This is a genomic window from Pedobacter sp. AK017, from assembly GCF_014200825.1.
Classification (GTDB): domain Bacteria; phylum Bacteroidota; class Bacteroidia; order Sphingobacteriales; family Sphingobacteriaceae; genus Pedobacter; species Pedobacter heparinus.
In genome coordinates, this window is the sequence record NZ_JACHCW010000004.1 from 156,343 (window position 1) to 178,618 (window position 22,276).

General features: G+C 44.3%; 21 protein-coding genes. 16 read left to right on the top strand and 5 right to left on the bottom strand.

What is annotated here, in order from left to right; translation table 11 throughout:
* Positions 1-106 precede the first annotated feature (106 nt).
* On the top strand, positions 107-307 hold the full coding sequence (locus HDC92_RS07245; RefSeq protein ID WP_183873377.1) for a hypothetical protein: 201 nt from the start codon (positions 107-109) through the stop codon (positions 305-307).
* Positions 308-365: 58 nt separating this feature from the next.
* Here HDC92_RS07245 and HDC92_RS07250 read toward each other — a convergent pair whose 3' ends face one another.
* A complete protein-coding gene (locus HDC92_RS07250; RefSeq protein WP_015808576.1) occupies positions 366-596 on the bottom strand; it encodes a hypothetical protein in 231 nt (76 codons plus the stop codon).
* Positions 597-608: 12 nt separating this feature from the next.
* Entirely contained in the window at positions 609-920 is a 312-nt protein-coding gene (locus HDC92_RS07255) for a hypothetical protein (protein WP_183873379.1), read from the bottom strand.
* 293 nt (positions 921-1,213) lie between these two features.
* Here HDC92_RS07255 and HDC92_RS07260 point away from each other — a divergent pair, with 293 nt between their 5' ends.
* The 3 genes from HDC92_RS07260 to HDC92_RS07270 are packed head-to-tail and all read left to right on the top strand — an operon-like array spanning position 1,214 to position 2,069.
* Complete coding sequence (locus HDC92_RS07260; protein ID WP_255484476.1) at positions 1,214-1,528, top strand: hypothetical protein; 315 nt, start codon at positions 1,214-1,216, stop codon at positions 1,526-1,528.
* 28 nt (positions 1,529-1,556) lie between these two features.
* A complete protein-coding gene (locus HDC92_RS07265) occupies positions 1,557-1,841 on the top strand; it encodes a hypothetical protein (protein ID WP_183873381.1) in 285 nt (94 codons plus the stop codon).
* A gap of 27 nt (positions 1,842-1,868) precedes the next feature.
* The gene (locus tag HDC92_RS07270) at positions 1,869-2,069 is read left to right on the top strand and encodes a hypothetical protein (RefSeq protein WP_317618087.1); all 201 of its coding nucleotides are present in this window, start codon (positions 1,869-1,871) and stop codon (positions 2,067-2,069) included.
* Between the two features lie 35 nt (positions 2,070-2,104).
* Here HDC92_RS07270 and HDC92_RS07275 read toward each other — a convergent pair whose 3' ends face one another.
* Positions 2,105-2,539: a DUF1810 domain-containing protein gene (locus tag HDC92_RS07275; RefSeq protein ID WP_183873382.1), complete on the bottom strand. Its 435-nt coding sequence runs from the start codon at positions 2,537-2,539 to the stop codon at positions 2,105-2,107.
* Positions 2,540-2,880: 341 nt separating this feature from the next.
* On the opposite strand from HDC92_RS07275, the gene HDC92_RS07280 reads away from it, so the two are divergent.
* A complete protein-coding gene (locus HDC92_RS07280; protein ID WP_183873384.1) occupies positions 2,881-3,678 on the top strand; it encodes a hypothetical protein in 798 nt (265 codons plus the stop codon).
* On the opposite strand, the gene HDC92_RS07285 is transcribed toward HDC92_RS07280, so the two are convergent.
* Positions 3,659-3,802: a hypothetical protein gene (locus tag HDC92_RS07285; protein ID WP_183873386.1), complete on the bottom strand. Its 144-nt coding sequence runs from the start codon at positions 3,800-3,802 to the stop codon at positions 3,659-3,661. The genes HDC92_RS07280 and HDC92_RS07285 overlap by 20 nt on opposite strands.
* Positions 3,803-3,934: 132 nt before the next feature.
* Positions 3,935-4,714, bottom strand: coding sequence for an IclR family transcriptional regulator (locus tag HDC92_RS07290; RefSeq protein ID WP_015808572.1), 780 nt, complete (start codon positions 4,712-4,714; stop codon positions 3,935-3,937).
* 215 nt (positions 4,715-4,929) lie between these two features.
* Between HDC92_RS07290 and HDC92_RS07295 the strand changes: the two genes are divergently transcribed.
* The 11 genes from HDC92_RS07295 to HDC92_RS07345 are packed head-to-tail and all read left to right on the top strand — an operon-like array spanning position 4,930 to position 22,272.
* Entirely contained in the window at positions 4,930-7,680 is a 2,751-nt protein-coding gene (locus HDC92_RS07295) for a family 78 glycoside hydrolase catalytic domain (protein WP_183873388.1), read from the top strand.
* 8 nt (positions 7,681-7,688) lie between these two features.
* Positions 7,689-8,798 carry a glycosylase gene (locus HDC92_RS07300; RefSeq protein ID WP_183873390.1) on the top strand — a complete coding sequence of 370 codons (1,110 nt, stop codon included), beginning with the start codon at positions 7,689-7,691 and terminating at the stop codon, positions 8,796-8,798.
* Positions 8,799-8,807: 9 nt separating this feature from the next.
* Positions 8,808-11,225, top strand: a complete 2,418-nt coding sequence (galB, locus tag HDC92_RS07305) for a beta-galactosidase GalB (RefSeq protein ID WP_183873392.1) — start codon at positions 8,808-8,810, stop codon at positions 11,223-11,225.
* A 39-nt stretch (positions 11,226-11,264) separates the two neighbouring features.
* Positions 11,265-12,425: an ABC transporter substrate-binding protein gene (locus tag HDC92_RS07310; RefSeq protein WP_015808568.1), complete on the top strand. Its 1,161-nt coding sequence runs from the start codon at positions 11,265-11,267 to the stop codon at positions 12,423-12,425.
* Complete coding sequence (locus HDC92_RS07315; protein WP_015808567.1) at positions 12,422-13,573, top strand: CaiB/BaiF CoA transferase family protein; 1,152 nt, start codon at positions 12,422-12,424, stop codon at positions 13,571-13,573. The genes HDC92_RS07310 and HDC92_RS07315 overlap by 4 nt, the downstream gene beginning before the upstream one ends.
* 3 nt (positions 13,574-13,576) lie before the next feature.
* Positions 13,577-14,740, top strand: coding sequence for a CaiB/BaiF CoA transferase family protein (locus HDC92_RS07320; protein WP_183873394.1), 1,164 nt, complete (start codon positions 13,577-13,579; stop codon positions 14,738-14,740).
* Positions 14,733-15,965, top strand: coding sequence for an extracellular solute-binding protein (locus HDC92_RS07325; RefSeq protein WP_183873396.1), 1,233 nt, complete (start codon positions 14,733-14,735; stop codon positions 15,963-15,965). The genes HDC92_RS07320 and HDC92_RS07325 overlap by 8 nt, the downstream gene beginning before the upstream one ends.
* Positions 15,966-15,971: 6 nt before the next feature.
* Positions 15,972-17,051, top strand: a complete 1,080-nt coding sequence (locus tag HDC92_RS07330; RefSeq protein WP_183873398.1) for a Gfo/Idh/MocA family protein — start codon at positions 15,972-15,974, stop codon at positions 17,049-17,051.
* 13 nt (positions 17,052-17,064) lie between these two features.
* Entirely contained in the window at positions 17,065-17,505 is a 441-nt protein-coding gene (locus tag HDC92_RS07335) for a MaoC/PaaZ C-terminal domain-containing protein (RefSeq protein ID WP_015808563.1), read from the top strand.
* A gap of 52 nt (positions 17,506-17,557) precedes the next feature.
* Positions 17,558-18,853 (top strand): L-fucose:H+ symporter permease, encoded by a 1,296-nt coding sequence (gene fucP, locus HDC92_RS07340; protein ID WP_183873400.1) that lies wholly within the window; start codon positions 17,558-17,560, stop codon positions 18,851-18,853.
* Positions 18,853-22,272, top strand: coding sequence for a glycosyl hydrolase (locus tag HDC92_RS07345; protein ID WP_183873402.1), 3,420 nt, complete (start codon positions 18,853-18,855; stop codon positions 22,270-22,272). Before fucP ends, HDC92_RS07345 begins: the two co-directional genes overlap by 1 nt.
* The last annotated feature ends 4 nt before the right edge of the window (positions 22,273-22,276 follow it).

Here is a 22,276-nt window from a genome sequence, read left to right on the forward strand (position 1 = left end):
CCCAACAGGAGCTGCATTTTCCCAGGCCTATGCTATTAAACACTATAAAACAGCTTGTTTTCGTGAGCGGCCAGGTAAATTTTCATTGGTCTTGATGTGATGTTCTGTGCACTACAGCCAAACTGGTTTTTTGTGGATGAATGGTGCCGTGGTTGGGGCCTATCCCGGTGGAGTAGAGCCTGATCTGATCCGTTTGGATGAGGATCGTCCGGAAGGTGTCAGGGATAAAGTAGATGGGGTAGCTTTGCCTGAGAATGATCCGCTGAACGGTAAATCTGAAGGCGGCCTTTTAAGTTTTTGGAGATGACTGAGCTGAAGTTAAAAGTGATCGGCTGTGATGATGCGGCATGGAAATCATGGTTTAATTATCCCTTTGCCTGCTCATGAGCATGGATGGCGTCCCGGATGGAATTAAGCAATGGCATATCCAGTTCACAGCCCTGGCTTTCGCAGTGGGCATGATCTTTTTCATCGAGTTGGATGGTGCCAATGGTGTCTTCTTCTACATAAATCTGGTAACGGGAGTTTCCTAACGATTTGATATTGTAAAAATGACCTCTTCCATTATCAGCTACTTCTATTCTAAATTGTTCCATGTGTTACTTTTTTTAATTCAAATCATCTTCATCAATATTCAGACTAAGCTCATCATCTTCATCCCTGTTTAAGTCAAAGTCGTCATCTTCCAGGTCTTCTCTTGCAGGGAAATCATCTTCATCGTCCTGCTCATCATCGTCCTGCTCGGGATCAATCGGTGGATCTTGCTCGTAGAAGCTGGGATCCAATTCATCAGTTTCTGCGGTAATGGCAGGATCTGTTAAAATGGTCTGTTCTGCTCCATCGGTCTGCCGCTGGTGATAATTTCCTGCAGGGTTACTACTTTTATCTTCTGTTTGATGTTCCAGGCTTATATTTTCCATGGTATCCATAGTTTTGTTTTTTGGTGTTAGTGGAAAAACAGTTGGAAAACAAAAATGTTCTTAAATGTTCAAACCCTGGCAAAACCAACTGAATATGGTTTGTCTATGATCCAAGCGATATAGGTGTTGGCGATATATAGGAAATGGTTTTACCGTTGAAGCGGGGACCGGCTTTGAGAGATCGTTAGTGACCTGCATTTCCAGGAACTGAAAAACGACCTTTCTGGTTTCCCTGATTAGCGTGTATTGTGTATAGAGTAGATTTGACATATAAAGTCAATATACAATTTTTGATGAACGCTTCAGCGTCCTGGATGTTGTACCCTAAATCATTTTGGATTAGCCTTAAAACACTTTGCGATGGGGGTTGTTTTGCTTTTAGACTTAAATTTAAAGCTATGCCCTGGTATAATGGAGACTACCCGCCATCTTATAAGAACCTTCCTGTTAAGATCAGGAATAAAGCTGTGGAAATTGCCAATGCCATCCTGGAAGAAAGCGGGGATGAGGGCGTGGCTATTGCAACCGGTGTGAAACGGGCCAAAGAATGGGCAGAGAAGGAGGGGGACAGCAGTGGTGATAACCAGGATAAAACGGATAAAAAATGATCTTTTCTATTTTTCAATTATAAAGCCTATGAACACTGATGCACAAATATTGAGTGACGATTTTATCAATGATCTGGCTGCGGACTGGTATTTTTTAAGCCTGCATTTAAACGCTCTGGGTAATAGCTGTGCCAGCGAGATTTCTGATGAGCTGATTGAAAGTGGGTTGAAGTTAAAGCTAATTTTGAAGGCCGGGCAATATACTTACCTGCAACCCCTGAATATTTGTGTGGACAGGGATACTTTCTTTGATATCTGGCTGGATGCGGACGGTGATATTCAGACCAGTGCGCTGTTTTGTGATGCGGACTAAATATGAAGATTGCTACTTATAATATCAATGGCATTAATGGCCGGCTGGAAAACCCTTTTGGATTACCTGCGAAATGCTTATGGAAGGGATGCTGGCCTTCGTTTGGACCATTTCCTGTTGAATAAGAATCTGGCGGAATACCTGGACGCTGCCGGGGTAGATAAGCATGTACGCGGCTGGACACATTCCAGTGATCACGCCCCGGTATGGATCAATATTCATATTTGATCCAGGAGGATAATAAGTCGATTGATTTTCTTGCTTTAGTTTTGGTTTTGCAGGTTGAGGATCTTCAGGGTGATGTGGTCTTTCAGACCATTGAAGAATTTTTTAAGCACGAGTTCGAAGACGGGGTCTGCGCCCGGTACCTGGGAAAACAGGGTCATGCAGGATTTAAGTTTGAGATCGTCGGGGCTTCCGAATATTTTATGGGCATCGTTGGTCTCCAGGCTGAGCAAAACGTGGCTCAACAGGATCAGTCTTGGACCGAGCATCCGGTGCTGGAGGTATTCGGCAGCTTCTTCCAGGTCTTCAATGGCATAGCGTTTGGAGATTTCGGTATACCCTAGTCCCTGGATCTGCGGGAAGATGTACCACATCCAGTGGCTTTGTTTTTTCCCGGATTTCAGTTCGCCTAGTGCCGTCTGATACACGGATTTTTGTGCGGAGATGTATCTTTCCAGGTTATGGCTTTTCATGGTTTGGTCTGCTGAAGGGCGATTAGGGTTATAAGGGTCGGTTTTTGAGCGGCGGATATCAGGAGCTTGACCGATTTCTATATTTGGTAATCTCGAATTTACAAAGTTTGACTGTAAAAACGTGTAATGGATTAATGATTAATTGGTAAAATATATAACCAAATCTTATATCTCTAAAAATCCAACTATAGTCCAACTTCACAGCTACTATACTCCAGGTTTCTTTGGCAATAGTTGGAGTGATATACGTGTTTTATGCATTTGTACTTATCTGTTTCAATTTGCTCGTCAAACATTAATAAAGCCATTGCTGTTATTTCTATTTTATTCAGTATAAATTTATGGCAAAATTCGACGGAAAGTTTTTTAAAGGAACGGTTGGTCCGGTGGTATACAAGCAGTACCGCGGTATGCAGCTGGTTACTGCCAAATCAAGGCTAAAAAAATCAGGACAGACAGAAAAGACCAAAAAGGCTGCCCTGGCTTTTGGGTTAACCAGTAGTCTTGCTGCCGATATGCGGAAAAATTTAGGAAACATCATTACTGATTTTTATGATGGAACGATGATCTATCGCTTCAAAACCGATGTTCAGTTTGCCATGCACCAGGCAATGGACCAGGAAACAGGCAGCTATCATTTTACTGCAAACAGCTTTGAAAGGCTGAACGGTTTTGAATTTAATTCCGGTTCGCCGGTGATGAACCTTTTTTTTGTACAGCCAGAACAGCAAATAAGCGGAAATACTTTAAGGCTCAGCCTTCCTGAAATGAACTTGCCTAAAGACCTCCGGTTTCCAAAAAATGCCACAGCCTGCCAATTGAACATTGCCATAGGCATGTACGACCTTAGCTATGGGCACAAAGCCATTTGTCCTGTACAATCCATTGAAATTCCGTATAGTGACGAAGTTCTGATTCTCCCAGAAAGACAGTTTAATTTTACCATAATGCCCGGCTGTTTGTGCATTACACTGTTCTCGTTTCAGTTTATACAGCAAACATTTTCAGGTAAGCAGATCATCAATAGTAAGGCTTTTAACCCGGTTGCCATCTTCAGGGCAGTACTTGCTGATGGTACAGTGCCGGAAGAGCAGACCAGGCACTGGCAACGCATGAAGTTTAGTCTTCCTCATCATTGAGGTCATACAACTTGATTTTACTGATGATAGGCATTACTTCCTCCATCATCTGGTTCAGTGTTTCAAGCTTACATTTGATATTTAATAAGATTTCTTCCTCGGATATGGGAGCATTGGTTTTCATAGCTTGATCTTTTTGGTCATTACTAAATCATCGGGATAAATATAGTAATAATGTTCTTAATTAACCAAAAAGAAATATGTTGTCTATTTTATCAATTATTTACTTGTTGTTAACCATCTGTTATGGTAAAATTTACAATGCAATAATGCCAATCCTTTCTTCAATTTTCTTTGCACACTTAACTGCTTCTACCAATACTGCTTCATTGTCAATTTCATTATTCATGTTTAAGGCTGTTAAGCTGGAAACGGTTAAACAGGCAATGATGCCGGTACTGCCGCGGCCAATTGGAACCGATACATCTACAACACCTGCAGCCAGGTCGCTTGTTTTAACATAAGCTCCCTTTGCCTGTATTTCTTTTAAAGATTTTAAAAACTTGTTCTTTTCCTTATCGCTGTATTCTGTATAGATCGTGTTACCACTCAAAGCAATTTCCTGTTCAGCCTCGGGCATATAGGCCAGCAGCACTTTTCCGGAAGCAGTTAAAGGCAAAGGAAACAGGTTACCCTCTTCTATAGAAAGTGCAATAGGACCAGGGCTTTTGGCGTGGATAATGACCATCACCTGGTTCATATATAATATACTGAGGTGACAGGATTGTCTTACGGTATTGGCCAGTTCTTCTAAAGGATGTTGCGCCGCCTTTCGCAATTCATCAACAGGGGAATGCCGGTGTGAAAGATAAAATAGTTTTAAAGATAGTCTGTATTTTCCCGAAACTTCGTCCCTTAATATATACCCGCGGCTTTCTAAACTCATCAGCATCCTGTAAATCTCGTTCGGACTTTTGTCTATTCCTACCGCAATTTCTGTTTGGGAAAGCGGGATGGACTGAGCAGACAGATATTCCAGTATATCCAGACCTTTATCCAATGCAGGGGCCTGATATTTCATTTCTTTATCCTTCATAAAACTGGTGCGTAATTTTTTTAATCAACAAACATACTAAATGCTTTTTATTCATTTTTCTCTCAAATGTGTATAAAATTTACTTAATATAAGTTTTCATATTTGAAATAAATATTTATATTTGAATTAGTAACCATTTATAAACCGGATACCTGGTTTAAAATTCAACTAAATAGCTAATTTAGTTTTAACAGGTATTAATCTTATAAAACAGAATGAGCAAACTAATCTATTTCCTTGGTTTATTTTTTTTTACGATTCCGGTATTTTCACAACAGCTGAAAGTAAATGAGCTGCGCTGCACTTATAAAAACAATCCTCAGGGTGTGGAAAGTCCTGCCCCGGCATTAAGCTGGAAATTGTTTTCAGCGCAAAGAAATGTACTGCAATCGGCTTATCATATCATTGTAGCAGACGATGCTTTAACCCTTGCAAAAGGCATAGGGAATGTATGGGACTCGAAAAAAGTGGCTTCTGCCCGGTCTTTGCTGGTTAACTATAATGGTAAGCCGCTTATTTCTGGTAAAACTTATTACTGGAAAGTAAAAGTTTGGGATAATAATGGCCTAGCCTCGGCCTGGTCGGATCCCGCAACATGGCAAATGGGTTTGTTAACCGTGTCCGACTGGAAAAATGCAAAATGGATAGGCTATGAGAAAATGCCAGATTCGCTGGTTACTATTTTACCACTTGATACAAAAAAAGATAAACCTGAGGGTAACAATATACAGCCGCTTTTAAGAAAAGAATTTAGGGTAAACAAAGCAGTAAAAAAAGCCACCATGTTCATTTCCGGTCTTGGACATTTTGAACTGCAACTGAATGGCCGGAAAGTAGGTGACCATTTTTTAGATCCGGGCTGGACTAAATATGATAAAGAAGCTTTATATGTACCTTTTGATATCACGGCACAATTAAAAGATGGAAACAACGCTTTGGGTGTTATGCTGGGCAATGGGTTTTATTATATTCCACCAATTAAGGCGCGTTATAAAAAGCTGAGGGCATCTTTTGGCTACCCAAAAATGATTTGCCGTTTGCTGATTGAATATAAAGATGGGAGTGTGGCCAACATCATCAGCGATGAAAGCTGGAAAACAGCTGCCTCAGCAATCACTTTTTCCAGTATTTATGGCGGGGAAGATTATGATGCCAACCTGGAGCAAAAGGGCTGGGACATTCCCGGATTTGATGATAAACATTGGAAGAGTGCAGTTGCTGTAGGCGGTCCTGCTTTAACTTCACAAAAAGCCGAACCGCTTAAGGTATTTGATCAGTTTACTGCTAAAACCATAAAGCCGCTTGGGAATGGCGACTGGGTGTATGACCTTGGACAAAATGCTTCGGCCATTATTGAACTAACTGTTAAGGGTAAAAAAGGGGATACCGTAAAGATTATTCCTGCCGAACTGCTTAAAGCAGATGGTACGGCAAATCAGCGGGCTACAGGCAGCCCTACTTATTTCCAGTACATATTAAAAGGAGATGGTGCAGAAACCTGGCGCCCCAGGTTTATGTATACTGGTTTCAGGTACCTGCAGGTAATTGGCGGGATACCGGAAGGACAGTCTAATACAACTGGTAAGCCCTCATTAATAACCCTGAAAAGTTTGCATGTACGCAATGCAGCCGCAACTGCAGGTTCATTTGAAAGTTCAAGTGAACTGTTCAATAAAACAGATGATCTGGTCAACTGGGCCATTAAAAGCAATATGGTTAGCGTATTTACCGATTGCCCGCACCGGGAAAAACTGGGCTGGCTGGAAGAACTTCACCTGATGGGCAGTTCTGTGCGCTACAATTATGATGCTGCTGCGCTGTTTAAAAAGGCCCTGCAGGACATGCGGAATTCGCAGACAGCAGATGGCCTGGTACCTGAAATTTCGCCCGAATATGTAAAATTTGACTATGGCAATGGTATGTTCCGCGATTCTCCGGAATGGGGGAGCAGCAGTATCCTGGTGCCATGGTATCTTTATGAATGGTACGGGGAAACACAGGCGCTTGCCGAAAATTACGACATGATGCAGCGTTATGTGGCTTACCTGGGTACGAAAGCTAAAAACAATATCCTTTCACAAGGGCTGGGTGATTGGTTTGACCTTGGGCCGGAACGACCTGGGGTTTCTCAGCTTACCCCAATGGGGGTAACCGGCACTGCTATTTATTATTACGACCTGAACGTAATGGAGAAAATTGCCCTTTTACTGGGTAAAAATGCTGATGCCGGCAAATATGCAGCATTGGCGATGGAAGTAAGGAAATCATTTAACGATACTTTTTTTAATACAGAGACCAAACAATATGCTACAGGCAGCCAGACAGCCAATGCCATGGCCGTATATATGAACCTGGTTGCCCCTGAATATAAAGATGCCGTAGTCGCCAATCTGGTCAAAGACATCAGAGACCGAAATAATGGTTTAACCGCCGGGGATATTGGTTACCGCTATGTATTGCGGGTATTGGAAGCAGAGGGCAGATCGGATGTAATTTACGATATGAACAGCCGGACTGATGTACCGGGCTACGGTTATCAGCTGGCACAAGGTGCAACCGCCTTAACGGAATCATGGGCCGCTTTGCCCACGGTGTCCAATAACCATTTTATGCTGGGCCACATTATGGAGTGGTTTTACAGCGGCATTGGCGGGATCCGCCAGGAAAAAGGCGCTGTTGCTTTTAACCACATCCAGATTTATCCGGAACCGGTTGGCGACCTGCGTTATGCCAAAAGCAGTTACCAGTCGCCTTATGGCGAAATTGCAAGTAACTGGAGAAAAACCGCTGATGCGTTTGAACTGGATGTTATTGTACCTGCGAATACAAAAGCAACTGTCTATCTGCCTGCTACAGCAACGCAGCAGGTCAGTGAATCGGGGCAAAAGATCCGGCCTGCTGGTTTTGAAAAAGGAAGAGCTGTAGTCCAGGTCGGCTCGGGTAATTATAAATTTAAAGTACAATAGTTTTGATCATGAAGTTTACCTTATCCATCTTCAGCTTTTTTGTTTCGGTAGCAGTCTTTGCCCAGCCGGGTAAGGAGGTTTCGGCTGCCAGGATGAAATCGATTTATGAGGAAGTTAAGACACCTTATAAGTATGGATTGGTGATGGTGCCTGATGATGAAGGGCATAAAATGGATTGCCCGACTGTGTTCAGGGAAAGCAATACCTGGTACATGACTTACCTGGTGTATAGCGGGCGTGGTTATGAGACCTGGCTGGCCAAAAGCAAAGATTTGCTGAACTGGGAAAAATTGGGCCGCCTCATGTCTTTTGGTGATGCAGGAAAATGGGATGACAACCAAAAAGCCGGATATAATGCGCTGACCAGCACAAGGTGGGGTGGAGATTACAAACTAGGCAAGTTTGAGGGGAAGTATTGGATGTCTTATTTTGGAGGGAAAGAAAAGGGCTATGAAACGGAACCTTTATCTATAGGGATGGCTTATACTGATAAAAAGCCCTGGGTTGCCCAGGAATGGACCAGACTGCCCGAACCGGTATTGACTTCGGCTGATGCGGATGTAAGGTGGTGGGAAAACCGCAATAAGCTTTTTAAAAGCACGGTAATTGAAGATAAGCAGCGTTTAACAGGACATCGGTTTGTGATGTATTACAATGCCGTTGGTGATTCACTGGAGAACAATAAAAAGACCAGATGGTATGAGCGTATCGGTATGGCAGTGTCAGATGACATGTTGCACTGGAAAAGGTTTGGTAAGGATCCTGTGGTGCATCATCCGGTTGGGATTACTGGAGATGGGGTGATCCAGAAAATAAACGGGACTTGGGTGATGTTCTATTTTGGGGCCTTTTGGCAGGACAGACAGGGAGCTTTTAACCGTTTTGCTGCTTCAGATGACCTGGTTAACTGGACAGACTGGACTGGAAACAATTTAATTGAATCTTCTGAAGTTTACGATAAGCTGTATGCACATAAATCTTTTGTGTTAAAGTATAAAGGATTGGTATACCATTTTTATTGCGCGGTTAATAAAAAAGACCAACGCGGAATTGCAGTAGCCACTTCAAAAGAATTAGGGAAAAGTAAGCTGGAGTTTATAAGTCCGGATAGTAAATAAAGATACATCATGATGTTAAGAAAGAACCTTGTTTTATTGTTGCTGATGCTGACTGTTGGGGCTGTTGCATATGGCACCCCGCGCATACGCCAGAATTTTAACCAGGACTGGAAGTTTTTTCTGGGTGATGATGCTGCGGCGAAATTACCCGGTTTTAAGGATGGTAAATGGAGGACACTTACCTTGCCCCACGACTGGAGCATTGAAGGGAAGTTTGATGAAAAGAATCCTGCAAAACCGGAAGGTGGGGGATTACCTACGGGTATTGCCTGGTACAGGAAAACATTTACATTACCGGCGTCCATGCAAAAAAAAGATGTTTTTATTGAGTTTGATGGGGTGTACAAGAACAGTGAGGTTTGGATCAATGGTCATTTACTGGGGAAAAGGCCCTATGGTTATATTTCGTTCCGTTACGAACTCACAAAATATTTGAAAACGGGCCAAAATGTCATTGCTGTAAGGGTAGACAATGCTGCCCAGCCCGATTCGCGCTGGTACTCAGGATCCGGAATTTACCGTAATGTCTGGTTAACGGCCACCGGAAAGGTTGCAGTGAACCAATGGGGTACATTTGTTTCTACACCCTCGGTAAGTAAAACCTCGGCAAACGTTTACATCAAAACCCAGATCAGAAACAAAGAGCGGGTAAAAGCTAAGATCGATGTGAAATGGGAAGTACATGATGCAGATGGCAAAGTGGTATCTACTACAGAAATGAAGGACATATCCTTAAAAGACACCTTGTTTGAAGTAGCAGAATTTGCCAGGGTAAACAATCCTAAGCTGTGGTCGGTAAAACAGCCGTACCTTTATAAAGTAATGACCCGGGTATTTGTCAATAAAACATTAACAGATACTTATGAAACTCCACTGGGCATCCGCTATTTTAACTTTGATGCCAAAAAAGGATTTTTCCTGAATGGTGAATCCCTGAAAATCCTGGGGGTTTGTATGCACCATGACCTGGGTGCACTGGGTGCTGCGGTGAATGTAAGGGCCATGGAGCGCCAGCTGGAAATATTGAAAGAGATGGGCTGTAATGCCATACGTACGGCACATAACCCGCCAGCTCCGGAATTACTTGATCTTTGTGATAAAATGGGATTCCTGGTAATGGACGAAGCTTTCGATATGTGGGCTAAAAAGAAGAACAAACAGGATTATCATCTTGATTTTCCTGAATGGCACCAGCGCGACCTTCAGGACATGGTGAAAAGGGACAGAAACCACCCTTCTATTATTTTATGGAGCATTGGCAATGAGATCCGTGAGCAATTTGATAGTACCGGGGTGGCTTTAACCAGGTCATTGGTAAAGATGGTAAAGGACGTAGATGCCACACGTCCGGTTTTATCGGCATTGACAGAAACAGATTCTGCGAAGAACTTTATTTACCAGGCCAAAGCCCTGGATATTTACGGGTTAAATTATAACCATAAACTGTATAAGGATTTTCCAAAGAACTATCCCGGACAGACATTACTGCCTTCAGAAACAACTTCTGCATTTGCTACCCGCGGTTTTTACGACATGCCATCCGACAGTATCCGCCGCTGGCCTAAAGATGGGAAAACCAAATTTACAGACGGAAATGCAGCCTGGGCAGTTTCTGCTTATGATAACGTTTCTGCATATTGGGGTTCTACACATGAAGAAACCTGGAAGGAAGCAAAAAAATATGCCCATGTACCAGGGATTTTTGTATGGTCAGGATTCGATTTTTTAGGAGAGCCAATACCTTATCCTTGGCCGGCAAGAAGTTCTTACTATGGCATCATTGACCTGGCTGGCTTTCCTAAGGATGCCTATTATATGTACCAGAGTGAATGGACCAGTAAACCGGTACTGCACCTGTTTCCGCACTGGAACTGGACTCCGGGTAAAAAGATAGATGTTTGGGCCTATTACAACAATGCGGATGAGGTAGAACTGTTCCTGAATGGAAAATCTTTGGGTACCAAAAGTAAACAGGGAGAAGAACTACACGTAGTATGGCCGGTTAATTTTGAAGCAGGTACTTTAAAAGCGGTGTCAAGGAAAAACGGGCAGGTGGTGCTGATCAAAGAGATTAAAACTGCTGGTAAGCCTGCAAAGATAGAACTGATTGCCGACAGGACTACTATAACCGCAGACGGTAAAGACCTTTCTTTTGTAACGGTAAGGATTTTAGATGCAGATGGCAATCCGGTGCCGGATGCAGCCAATAGGGTACAGTTTAAACTGGAAGGTGAGGGCACGATAGCTGGTGTAGATAATGGTTTTCAGGCCAGTCTGGAACCTTTCAAAGCCTATTACCGGAAAGCCTATAACGGACTTTGCCTTGCTATTGTACAAGCAAAAACCAAAGCCGGAAAATTAACATTAACGGCCTCTTCAGAAGGTTTACAGCAGGCTGTTGTAACAATTACCTTGAAAGGCAAATAACATTGCGGTAAAAAAATAAAGATAAAGAGCAGAAAGGTCATGAGTGACAAAATTAGTTTAAAAGGAATAACATGGAACCATAGCCGTGGCTTTACCCCAATGGTAGCTACAGCACAGCGTTTTTCAGAGTTGAATCCATCAGTAGAAATTATATGGGAGAAAAGAAGTTTACAGGCTTTTGCTGATTTTTCCATACAGGAGCTGGCCGAAAGATTTGATCTTCTGGTAATTGATCATCCCTGGGCAGGTTTTGCCGCCAAAACAGGATCCATTCTTCCGCTGGACAAATATTTTACAAAGGATTATTTAAAAGACCAGGAAGACAATACAGTAGGACATTCTTATGAGAGTTACAGTTACGACGGACACCAGTGGGCACTCCCGATAGATGCGGCGACACCCGTAGCGGCCTGCCGACCGGATTTACTGGAACAGCATGGCCTTGCTTTGCCAAAAACATTTGAGGATTTACTGAACCTGGCCGATAAAGGCCTGGTGGCTTTTGCGGGGATCCCCATTGATGTACTCATGAATTTTTATACATTTTGCTGCTCGCTGGGCGAAGATCCCTGCCAGCAGGAGGACCTGATCATATCCAGTGATATTGGTATTGCCGCACTCAGGATGTACAGGGAACTGGCTTCAAAGATTCATCCCGATAATTTTAAAAGAAATCCAATACAGACATATGAAGCCATGACCTTAGGTGATGATATTGCTTATTGTCCTTTTGCTTATGGGTATTCCAATTATTCCAGAAAAGGTTATGCCCGCAAACTGCTGCATTTTCATGACATGATCTCTTTGAATGGGCGCAGTAACCTGCGCAGTACGCTTGGAGGAACCGGCCTGGCCGTATCTTCAGCTTGTAAGCATATAGAAATGGCCGTAAAATATGCAGGATATGTAGCTTCGCCATTCTGGCAACAGGGGCTTTTCTTCGAAAATGGTGGTCAGCCCGGCCACTTAAGTGCCTGGACAGATGCAGAAGTGAACCACAGGTCGAATGATTTTTTTGTGAATACGCTGCCAGCACTGCAGAGGGCTTTCTTGCGACCGCGTTACCACGGGCACATGTTTTTCCAGGACCATGCCGGGGATATCGTGCGTGATTACCTCATGATGGGAGGATCTGAAATATCAGTACTGGAAAAGCTGAATAGTTTATATGTAGAATCCAGAACCCTGCAGTTGTCATGAAGAGACCATTAGAAGGAATTCTTGTTTTAGAGTTTTGCCAGTTCCTGGCGGGGCCATCAGCTGGCCTGAAGCTAGCCGATCTGGGTGCACGCGTAATTAAAATCGAACGTCCGGTAAAAGGCGATGCCTGCAGGCAGCTGGCCATTAAAAATCTCTTTGTTGAAGGAGATAGCTTACTTTTTCATACCATTAACCGGAATAAGGAATCTTATGCGGCAGACCTGAAAAATCCGGAAGATCTGGATCTGCTTCGTAAACTGATTGGCAAAGCGGATGTGATGACCCATAATTTCAGGCCTGGGGTGATGGAAAAGATAGGACTGGATTATGTTTCGGTACAGCACATCAATCCAAAAATTATATATGCCGCAGTTACCGGATATGGAACCGCGGGGCCATGGGCGGCAAAACCCGGGCAAGACCTGTTGGTACAGTCTGTTTCCGGCTTAACGCAACTTTCGGGCAGCAGAGACGAGGGGCCAGTGCCTTTTGGCTTGTCGGTAACCGATATCATGTGTGGCAACCACCTGACGCAGGGAATTATAGCCGCTTTGATCAAGCGGGCCAAAACCAATAAAAGCGTGCTGATAGAGGTAAGTTTACTGGAATCGGCACTGGATGTGCAGTTTGAGGTACTGACCACTTATTTGAATGATGGCGGGCAGTTGCCGCAAAGAAGTGCTGTTAAAGGCAGCGCACATGCTTATTTAAGCGCCCCTTACGGCACCTACCAAACCAAAGACGGATACCTGGCCCTGGCTATGGGCGATCTGAACAAGATCAGCCAGTTGATTGGCTGCGACATCTCGGCCGCATACACCAGTGCCGCTGCTTCTTTTGAAAACAGGGATGCCTTGTTGCTGTTATTGGGGAAGACATTCAAAACCAATACCAATGCGCATTGGCTGAGTGTACTGGAGCCGGCTGACGTTTGGTGTGCGGCAGTACTCAGTTATAAAGAGGCTGTTGAAATGGAGGTCTTTAAAAATCAGGAAATCAGGCAACAGCTGGATTTAGGGAATGGACGTACCATAGCTACTACAAGGGCTCCCATCCGTGTAGACGGGCATAAACTTTATGCGGCCAAAGCCGCACCTAAAATAGGTGCAGACAATGAAAGGATTAACAAAGAATTTGATTTAAAATAGGATATGAAAGCCCTGGAAGATTATTTAGTGGTAGATTTTAGCCAGTTCTTATCGGGCCCCTCTGCAAGCTTGAGGTTGGCCGATATGGGTGCAAGGGTGATTAAAATAGAGCGTTCAGGAGTAGGCGATATATGCCGTACCTTATATACTTCCAATGTCATTATGAATGGGGAATCCTCTGTATTTCATGCCATCAACAGAAATAAGGAGAGCTTTGAGCTTGACCTTAAAAATGAGGAAGATTGTAAAATGGTATGGGAATTACTGGAAAAGGCGGATGTAATGATCCATAATTTTCGTCCGGGTGTAATGGAAAGGCTGGGTTTTGGTTATGCAGATGTGCAGCAGCTGAACAAGAGCATCATTTATGCGGAACTCTCTGGCTATGGAACAGAAATTGAAGGTAAAGGCAAGCCCGGACAGGATTTGTTGCTGCAATCGGTAACTGGTTTGACCTGGCTAAGTGGTAATGCCAACAGCGGCCCGGTAGCTATGGGACTTTCTATTGTTGACATGCTGGCAGGTTCGCACCTGGCGCAAGGTATCCTGGCCTGCTTATTTCGTAAAATAAGCACCGGAACAGGTGGCTTGGTACAAGTGAGTATGATCGAATCGGCGTATGATTTTCAGTTTGAGACCATCACTACTTTTATGAATGACGGTGCTGAGCTTCCAGAACGAACGGTACATAACAATGCCAATGCTTATTTAGGTGCACCTTACGGAATCTATAAAACTGCTGACGGCTTTATTGCCCTGGCAATGGGCTCCATCCCTGTACTTGCTGCTTTATTGGGCTGCAAGGCCATGGAAGTTTTTACCGATCCGGCTGAAGCTTATGACAAACGGGAGGAGATCAAGGCAATACTTGCAGCCCATTTACAGACCGCTGCAACCAAAAGCTGGCTTGCTGTGCTGGAACCTGCCGACATCTGGTGTTCGGAGGTGTTGAACTGGAAGGAACTGATGGAACATGAGGGCTTTAAGGCCTTAAATATGATTCAGGAAGTGGAAATGGAGGACGGTTATCGTTACCAGACTACCCGTTGTCCGATAAAGATTGACGGAGAATTGCTGGTTTCTTCCAAAGGTTCTCCTAAATTGGGGCAGGATAATGAAAGGATCATTAACCAGTTTATCACTTTAAAACCCAGTGTTCATGAATAAGGAAGCCATCAGGATAGCAGTGCGCAAATTTGCCCCTTTCGAGGCGGCTATGCAAAAGGTGTGGGATAGCTATTGCATGCATTCGGGTTGTACCCTGCAGGCAGAACTGGTTCCGCTCGACCTGCATGAGCTACATAAGGCTACTTTGGGCAATGATGGCCTGAAAAAAGGCGAATGGGACATTGCCCACATCAATACCGACTGGCTGCTGGAAGGTTATGCCAGCGAGGCCTTTGAAATACTGAACCCCCACCTCGATGCCAATGCCCCCTCGGCTTTTCCGGAGGGCTGGAGTCCGTCATTGCTGGCTTTACAGCAATTTGAAGGACAGGTGGTAGGTTTGCCCTTTCATGATGGTCCGGAATGCCTGAGCTACAGAAAAGACTTATTTGATGATGTTGCAGAACAGCAACGTTATCTGCAGCAATACGGAAGGGATTTGAAAATACCTGCAACATGGGATGAATTCCGGCAGGTAGCCAGGTTTTTTTACCGTCCGGAACAAAACCTCTATGGCAGTGTATTTGCGTGCTATCCTGATGGGCACAATACGGTGTTTGATTTCTGCCTGCAATTGTGGAGCCGGGGCGGGGCATTGCTCGATGAAGAGGGAAAAATAAATATTGATACCAAAGCCGCTGCTGAAGGGCTTGATTTTTATCGTCAGCTGCTGAAAGACACAAAAGCTGTACACCCTGGTTCGGCAAACTACGATTCTGTACAGGCCGGACAGGCTTTTGCCAGAGGTGAAGCTGCACTGATGATCAACTGGTTTGGTTTTGCATCGGTATGCGAGGTAGATGCCGCTTCGGCTGTGAAAGGCAAAGTAGGGGTAACTTCATTGCCGGTTTCGGAAAATAACCTGCCGGCTTCGTTGAATGTTTATTGGGTATATACCATAGGCTCGGGTAGTAAACATAAGCAAACTGCTTATGATTTTCTCCGTTTCGCAGTAAATGAGGAGAACGATAAGCAGTTGACGCTGGAAGGTGGAATTGGCTGCCGGATTTCAACCTGGAAAGATAGCCTGGTGAACAAGCTGGTACCTTATTACCATAAACTGGAACAATTGCATAAAGGGGCAAAAACACTTCCGCAAAAAAGCAATTGGGCAGAAATTGCAGCGATTATTGATGTGGCGGTATTAAAGGCCTTAAACAGCGAGCTACCTGCTGCAGAAATTTTGCGCCTCGCCCAGGAACAGATCATTTTAATTGACAAATAGACCTTTATGGAAATCATCTATCAACCGGTTTTACCTGAAAGCATACAACCCATTATCATTATCGGGGCTGGCGGTATTGTAGCAGATGCACACCTTCCGGCTTATAAAAAAGCAGGTTTTGCAGTTCAGGGAATTGTAAACCGTACCAAAGCTAAAGCTGAAAAGCTGGCGGAAGCTTTTCAGATCCCGAATGTTTATGATTCTGTAGCAGAAGCCGTAGCCAAGGCACCTGCGCATACCGTGTTTGACCTGACCATTATGCCCGAACAATACCTGGAAGTACTGGAACAACTACCAGATGGGGCAGCGGTACTGATCCAAAAACCCATGGGAGATGACTTTAAACAGGCCAGAGAGATCCTGGAACTGTGCAGGCAGAAAAAACTGGTTGCGGCCATCAATTTTCAGTTGCGTTTTGCACCATTTGTGAGTGCTGCAAGGTATATGATCGATCAGGGAATGATTGGTGAGCTGTATGATATGGAAGTGCGTGTGACCATTAAAACACCATGGGAGATTTTTCCGCATGTAATGGTACATCCCCGTCTGGAGATTCTTTACCACAGCATCCACTATATCGATATGCTGCGCTCTTTTTTAGGAGATCCGGAAACAGTAATGGCAAAGACCTTAAAACATCCGGCTAAAACACTTTCCTCTTCCCGCTCCACCATTTTGATGGATTACGGGGATACCATGCATGCGGTGATCAATACCAACCACGACCATGATTTCGGGCCGCATAACCAGGAGTGTTTCATCAAATGGGAAGGTACAGAGGGTTCGATCAAAGCGAACATAGGTTTGCTGATGGATTATCCGCATGGGGTACCTGATGTATTTGAATATTGTTTGCAGGAAGAAGGGAAAGCACCAGAATGGAAAGAGCTGAAACTGGAAGGTTCCTGGTTTCCTGAAGCTTTTATTGGCACTATGGCTAACCTTATGCGCTACAAGGAAGGTTCTTCACCGGTATTGCATACCAGTGTAGAAGATGTGATCAAAACGATGGCGGTAGTGGAGAGTGCTTATCTCTCCAGCAATAAAGGTGGTGTAAAAATAAGCGAACAACTGAACAACAATTAAAGTATTACGGAACATGTATTTTAAATCGATATTTTTTGAAGATTACCTGTTACAGGACAAGCGGATAACCTTGGGAAGGACCATTACAGAAACAGATTTTGTGGTCCACGCAGGACATACCGGAGATTTTTTTCCGCATCATATGGATGAGGAATGGTGCAAAACACAGCCTTTTAAACACCGGATTGCACATGGTACCATGATATTCAGCATTGGGATCGGGCTTACCGCTTCCGAGATCAATCCTGAAGCCTTTTCTAAAGGTTATGACCGTTTGCGCTTTGTAAAACCCGTGTACATAGGGGATACCATTCATTCGGAGATTACCATTTCGGAGAAGGCCGAGGCAAAAAAACCGGAATATGGGACGGTAACTGAGCATGTGGAAATTATAAACCAGCATGGTGAGGTCGTATTGGTATGTGATCACCTGCTGCTGGTAAAAAAGAAATAACAGATTCCCTGTTACAGGGAATTGGAATAGATAAAAACCTAAAAACCAAAATATGAACCATTCAGCAGCACCTGAAGTGATAAGGGGCAGTGATCCTGCAGCGGGTAAAAAATACCTGGTACCATTTATTTTTGTGATCAGCCTGTTCTTTTTATGGGGGATGGCGCACAACCTGGATTCCAGTTTGATTCCTCACCTTAAAAAAGCTTGTAATTTAAGCAATACGCAGTCGATGCTGATTGATACTTCAGTTTTTCTGGCCTATTTTTTAATGGCAATTCCTGCGGGGATGATCCTTAAAAAATGGGGATATAAAGCAAGTATGATTGCTGGTTTACTGGTCTTTGCTGCAGGTGCTTTTTTGTTTGTGCCGGCAGCAAATGAGCTTTCCTATATCACGTTTTTAATTGCCCTGTTTATAATCGGCTGTGGTTTAACCTTATTGGAAACTACTGCAAATCCATATGCTGCGGTTTTAGGAGATCCTGCAAAAGCCACCAGCAGACTAAATTTAGCAGCTTCCTTTAATGGTTTAGCGGCTATGGTGGCGGGATACGTAGGTACAAGGTTTATCCTGTCAGGAAAATCCTATTCCAAAGCAGAGCTGGCAGCGATGACAGAAATTAACCGCAATACCTACTTTATGGAAGAAGCTGCTTCAGTTAAAATGCCGTACATTATTTTGGGAAGTGTTTTAGTGCTTTTTGCCTTAATTTTTTGTTTCATCCGTTTCCCGGAGATCAAAACCAAAAGCATCGATGGCGAGGCTAAGGGTAGCTTTATTGGTGCATTAAGGCATAAACATTTAAAATGGGCGGTTGTGGCACAGTTTTTTTATGTGGGCGCTCAGGTATGTGTAACGAGCTCTTTTATCCGTGCTGCACAACAGGGGGCTGGTTTTGACGAAGGTACTGCCGGATATTATTTAATTGTTTACGGCTTCCTGTTTACGGTAGGCCGTTTTGCAGGCACTGCATTGTTGCAATGGATCTCTTCTCAGAAGTTACTGTCAATCTATGCGATCGTCTGTATTATTCTGTGCTTAATTGCAGTTTTAGGAAGCGGAGTGTATGTGGTTTATGCACTTGGAGGGTTAGGATTCTTTATGTCGATCATGTTCCCAACCATCTTTGCATTGGGAATTGATGGAATTGGTGATGATACCAAACCTGGTTCATCCTGGCTGATCATGTCTATTGTTGGGGGTGCAATCATTCCGGTATGCATGGGTGCATTGATTGATCACTACAATGATCAGGTTCAGATTGGCTATTATGTGCCGCTGATCTGTTTTTTAGTTATTCTTTATTTCGGATTAAAAGGTTATAAGATTGCCGCCAAATCATAATGAATTTGAACTTAAGTAAAACCATAGCATTCGTTTTATTGACTTGCAGCCTGCAGCCTGGCGCAGCTATGGCGCAGGCAAATGAGTCTGCTAAGCCCTGGGTGTTATGGCACTGGATTAAAGGCGGGGTTTCAAAACCAGGTATTACCGCCGATCTGGAAGCCATGAAGTCAGCGGGCATCGGAGGTGCATATCTTTTATCGATTAAAGATGTACCCAATCCCCCTTTATTTAACCGATCTGTACGGCAGCTTACCCCACAATGGTGGGACATGGTAACCTTTGCCATGCAGGAGGCCGGGCGTTTAAACCTGAAACTGGGGATGCATGTAAGTGATGGCTTTGCACTTGCCGGAGGGCCCTGGATTACACCTGAACTTTCTATGCAGAAAGTGGTATCTACCCAATTGAATATCAAGGGTGAAACAGATGAAAAAATAAAACTGCAGCAACCGGAAACCCTGGAAGATTATTATAAAGACATTGCGGTATACGCCTATCCCTCAGCTGAAGGTGCCGGTATTTCCACACAGACTGTGATTCCCGAAATTACGACCAGTAATGCTGCAGATGCAAGCGGACTGATCAGACCGGGTAATACGAAAAATTTTGGAAGTAATGAAGCCTGCTGGATTCAGTATGCTTTTAAACAGCCTTTTACCACCCGCACCATCCGCATAAGTACTGGCAGCAATAACTACCAGGCACAACGGCTGGAAATACAGGTTAGTGATGATGGTAAAAATTTCCGTTCGGTGGGGCGCCTGGAACCGCCAAGGCATGGCTGGCAGGACACTGATGCCGATGTGACACATAGTATTGTACCCGTTACCGCAAGATATTACCGCTTCGTATACGATAAAAAAGGATCGGAGCCCGGTTCAGAAGATCTGGACGCCGCCAAATGGAAGCCTTCTTTAAAACTGAGGAACCTGGAGCTTTCTGCGGAAGCCAGGATCAACCAGTTTGAGGGAAAAGCTGGCTTGGTATGGCGCATCAGCAAAGCCAGCACAAAAGAGACGCTGGAAGACCATTTATGTGTACCGATAGATAAGATCATCAACCTGAGCGATAAAATTAAAGCAGACGGCAGCTTAGACTGGAAGGCGCCTAAAGGAAACTGGACCATATTGAGGATTGGCCATACTTCCACCGGTCATAAGAATGCCACTGCCGGAGCAGGTATGGGGCTGGAATGTGATAAATTTAATCCGGCTGCAGTAAAATTACAATTTGACAGTTGGTACGGGGCAGCCTTAAAACATGGAGGACCTGAAATCGCCTCAAAGGTTTTGAATGAATTGTTTGTTGACAGCTGGGAGTGTGGCAGCCAGAACTGGTCGCCACTTTTTGCAGCGGAATTTAAGAAACGCAGAGGCTACGACCTGATGCCTTATCTGCCTGCTATGGTAGGCATACCGCTTGGAAGTGCTGAACTGTCTGAAGCCTTTTTACATGATGTGCGAAAAACCATTGCTGAACTGGTTGCAGACCAGTTTTACTACACCTTATCCAGCCTGACCAAAGAGAAAGGTGTCACTTTTGCCGCTGAGAATGTTGCACCGACCATGCTGAGCGATGGCCTGCTGCATTATAAAAATGTAGACATGCCGATGGGTGAGTTCTGGTTGAACAGTCCGACACACGATAAACTGAACGACATGCTGGATGCGGTTTCCGGCGCGCACATTTATGGCAAAAATATCATACAGGCAGAAGCTTTCACCACCATTAGGATGGATTGGAATGAACATCCCGGCAATATGAAGACCTTACAGGATAGAAATTATGCGCTGGGCATCAATAAACTGGTATATCATGTTTTTGCCCATAATCCATGGCTGGACCAAAAGCCAGGGATGACACTGGATGGGATAGGTTTATATTTTCAGCGTGACCAGACCTGGTGGAAACCTGGAAAGGCCTGGGTAGATTATGCCACACGTTGTCAGGCACTTTTACAACAGGGTAAGCCTGTAGCCGATGTCGCGGTATTTATTGGTGAAGAGTTGCCCAGCCGCTCGGTATTACCTGATCGTTTGGTTAACCTGTTGCCTGGCCTTTTTGGTGCTGAAGTGGTGGCAGCTGAGGCAAAAAGACTGGCCAATACCGGCGAGCCCTTAAGACAAAAGCCTGCAGGGGTAACACATTCGGCAAACATGGCCGATCCGGAAGACTGGGTAAATCCATTAAGGGGCTATGCCTACGATTCTTTTAATCCTGATGTATTGCTTGACGCAAGCGTAAAAGACGGGAGAGTGGTGTTTGCCAGCGGTGCAAGTTATGCGGTACTGGTTATCCCGGGTAAAATGCTCCTGAACCCAAATTATCAGTATATGAGTAAGGAAGTGGCTGCAAAGCTGAACGAGCTGGCGAAAGCAGGTGCAAGCCTTGTGCTCGGTGAACGTCCGAAATTCCAGCTGGGTATGCCTAAAACAGGCAGTGATCAGGACTTTGAGACTTTACTGACCGAGCTTTGGGATGGTAATTTTAAAACAGCAGGACAGGGGCAACAGCAGCTTTCCCTGAAAACACTGGGTAAGGGAAGGATCATTAAGGGTGCTTATCAGGCAGAAAGTTTTGACCTTATTGGCCTGGAAAGGGATCTGCTGGTAATGGAAGGAAATGGAGATTATGCGAAAAAGGTAGCTTATACCCATAGGATTGCAGCCGATAAAGAGTTTTATTTTGTTGCTAACCAGGAAAATAAAGAGCGCTTGCTGGAGTTTTCTTTTAGAACAGCCGGTAAAATACCTGAACTTTATGATGCTGTAACTAATGAAACTATTGCCCTGAAAGCCTGGAAAACTGAGGCTGGTCGTACAAGAATGCAGCTAAAGCTGGCCCCAAATGCCTCCACCTTTGTCATCTTTAAAGATAGGGCGGCTACTACTGCCTCTGCTACAGGCAAAAACTGGAAAGAACAGCAATTGGTAAACATGGTAAATGGGAGCTGGAAAGTGCGTTTTGATCCTGCTTATGGCGGTCCGGAAAAGCCGGTAACTTTTGCTGCGCTGAGCGATTGGAGTAAACATCCGGACAGCCTGATCAGATATTACTCAGGTTCAGCGGAGTATAGTAATAATTTTAAAGTTAAAAAACAGGCCGGGCAGCAATACCTGCTGGATTTGGGAACGGTAGGCTGTATCGCAGAGGTTCGGGTAAACGGAATTTCTTGTGGTGTGGTCTGGACTGCGCCTTACCAGGCAGACATTACAGCTGCTCTAAAAAATGGGGACAATGTGCTGGACATAACGGTAACCAATACTTGGGCCAACAGGATCATCGGCGATCAGCGTTTGCCGGAAGACAGGAGAATCACAAAAACCAATGCGCCATACCGCCTGGAAGGCAAGCCACTGAATGAGGCTGGCTTGCTTGGTCCGGTAAGGCTATTTAAGCAGCTGAGCAACAATTAAACGA

Bases quoted from the DNA above. Each gene is read 5' to 3' on its own strand.
- HDC92_RS07250 (WP_015808576.1), bottom strand. From the start codon at position 596: ATGGAACAATTTAGAATAGAAGTAGCTGATAATGGAAGAGGTCATTTT.
- HDC92_RS07255 (WP_183873379.1), bottom strand. From the start codon at position 920: ATGGAAAATATAAGCCTGGAACATCAAACAGAAGATAAAAGTAGTAAC.
- HDC92_RS07260 (WP_255484476.1), top strand. From the start codon at position 1,214: ATGAACGCTTCAGCGTCCTGGATGTTGTACCCTAAATCATTTTGGATT.
- HDC92_RS07265 (WP_183873381.1), top strand. From the start codon at position 1,557: ATGAACACTGATGCACAAATATTGAGTGACGATTTTATCAATGATCTG.
- HDC92_RS07270 (WP_317618087.1), top strand. From the start codon at position 1,869: ATGGCATTAATGGCCGGCTGGAAAACCCTTTTGGATTACCTGCGAAAT.
- HDC92_RS07275 (WP_183873382.1), bottom strand. From the start codon at position 2,539: ATGAAAAGCCATAACCTGGAAAGATACATCTCCGCACAAAAATCCGTG.
- HDC92_RS07280 (WP_183873384.1), top strand. From the start codon at position 2,881: ATGGCAAAATTCGACGGAAAGTTTTTTAAAGGAACGGTTGGTCCGGTG.
- HDC92_RS07285 (WP_183873386.1), bottom strand. From the start codon at position 3,802: ATGAAAACCAATGCTCCCATATCCGAGGAAGAAATCTTATTAAATATC.
- HDC92_RS07290 (WP_015808572.1), bottom strand. From the start codon at position 4,714: ATGAAGGATAAAGAAATGAAATATCAGGCCCCTGCATTGGATAAAGGT.
- HDC92_RS07295 (WP_183873388.1), top strand. From the start codon at position 4,930: ATGAGCAAACTAATCTATTTCCTTGGTTTATTTTTTTTTACGATTCCG.
- HDC92_RS07300 (WP_183873390.1), top strand. From the start codon at position 7,689: ATGAAGTTTACCTTATCCATCTTCAGCTTTTTTGTTTCGGTAGCAGTC.
- galB (WP_183873392.1), top strand. From the start codon at position 8,808: ATGATGTTAAGAAAGAACCTTGTTTTATTGTTGCTGATGCTGACTGTT.
- HDC92_RS07310 (WP_015808568.1), top strand. From the start codon at position 11,265: ATGAGTGACAAAATTAGTTTAAAAGGAATAACATGGAACCATAGCCGT.
- HDC92_RS07315 (WP_015808567.1), top strand. From the start codon at position 12,422: ATGAAGAGACCATTAGAAGGAATTCTTGTTTTAGAGTTTTGCCAGTTC.
- HDC92_RS07320 (WP_183873394.1), top strand. From the start codon at position 13,577: ATGAAAGCCCTGGAAGATTATTTAGTGGTAGATTTTAGCCAGTTCTTA.
- HDC92_RS07325 (WP_183873396.1), top strand. From the start codon at position 14,733: ATGAATAAGGAAGCCATCAGGATAGCAGTGCGCAAATTTGCCCCTTTC.
- HDC92_RS07330 (WP_183873398.1), top strand. From the start codon at position 15,972: ATGGAAATCATCTATCAACCGGTTTTACCTGAAAGCATACAACCCATT.
- HDC92_RS07335 (WP_015808563.1), top strand. From the start codon at position 17,065: ATGTATTTTAAATCGATATTTTTTGAAGATTACCTGTTACAGGACAAG.
- fucP (WP_183873400.1), top strand. From the start codon at position 17,558: ATGAACCATTCAGCAGCACCTGAAGTGATAAGGGGCAGTGATCCTGCA.
- HDC92_RS07345 (WP_183873402.1), top strand. From the start codon at position 18,853: ATGAATTTGAACTTAAGTAAAACCATAGCATTCGTTTTATTGACTTGC.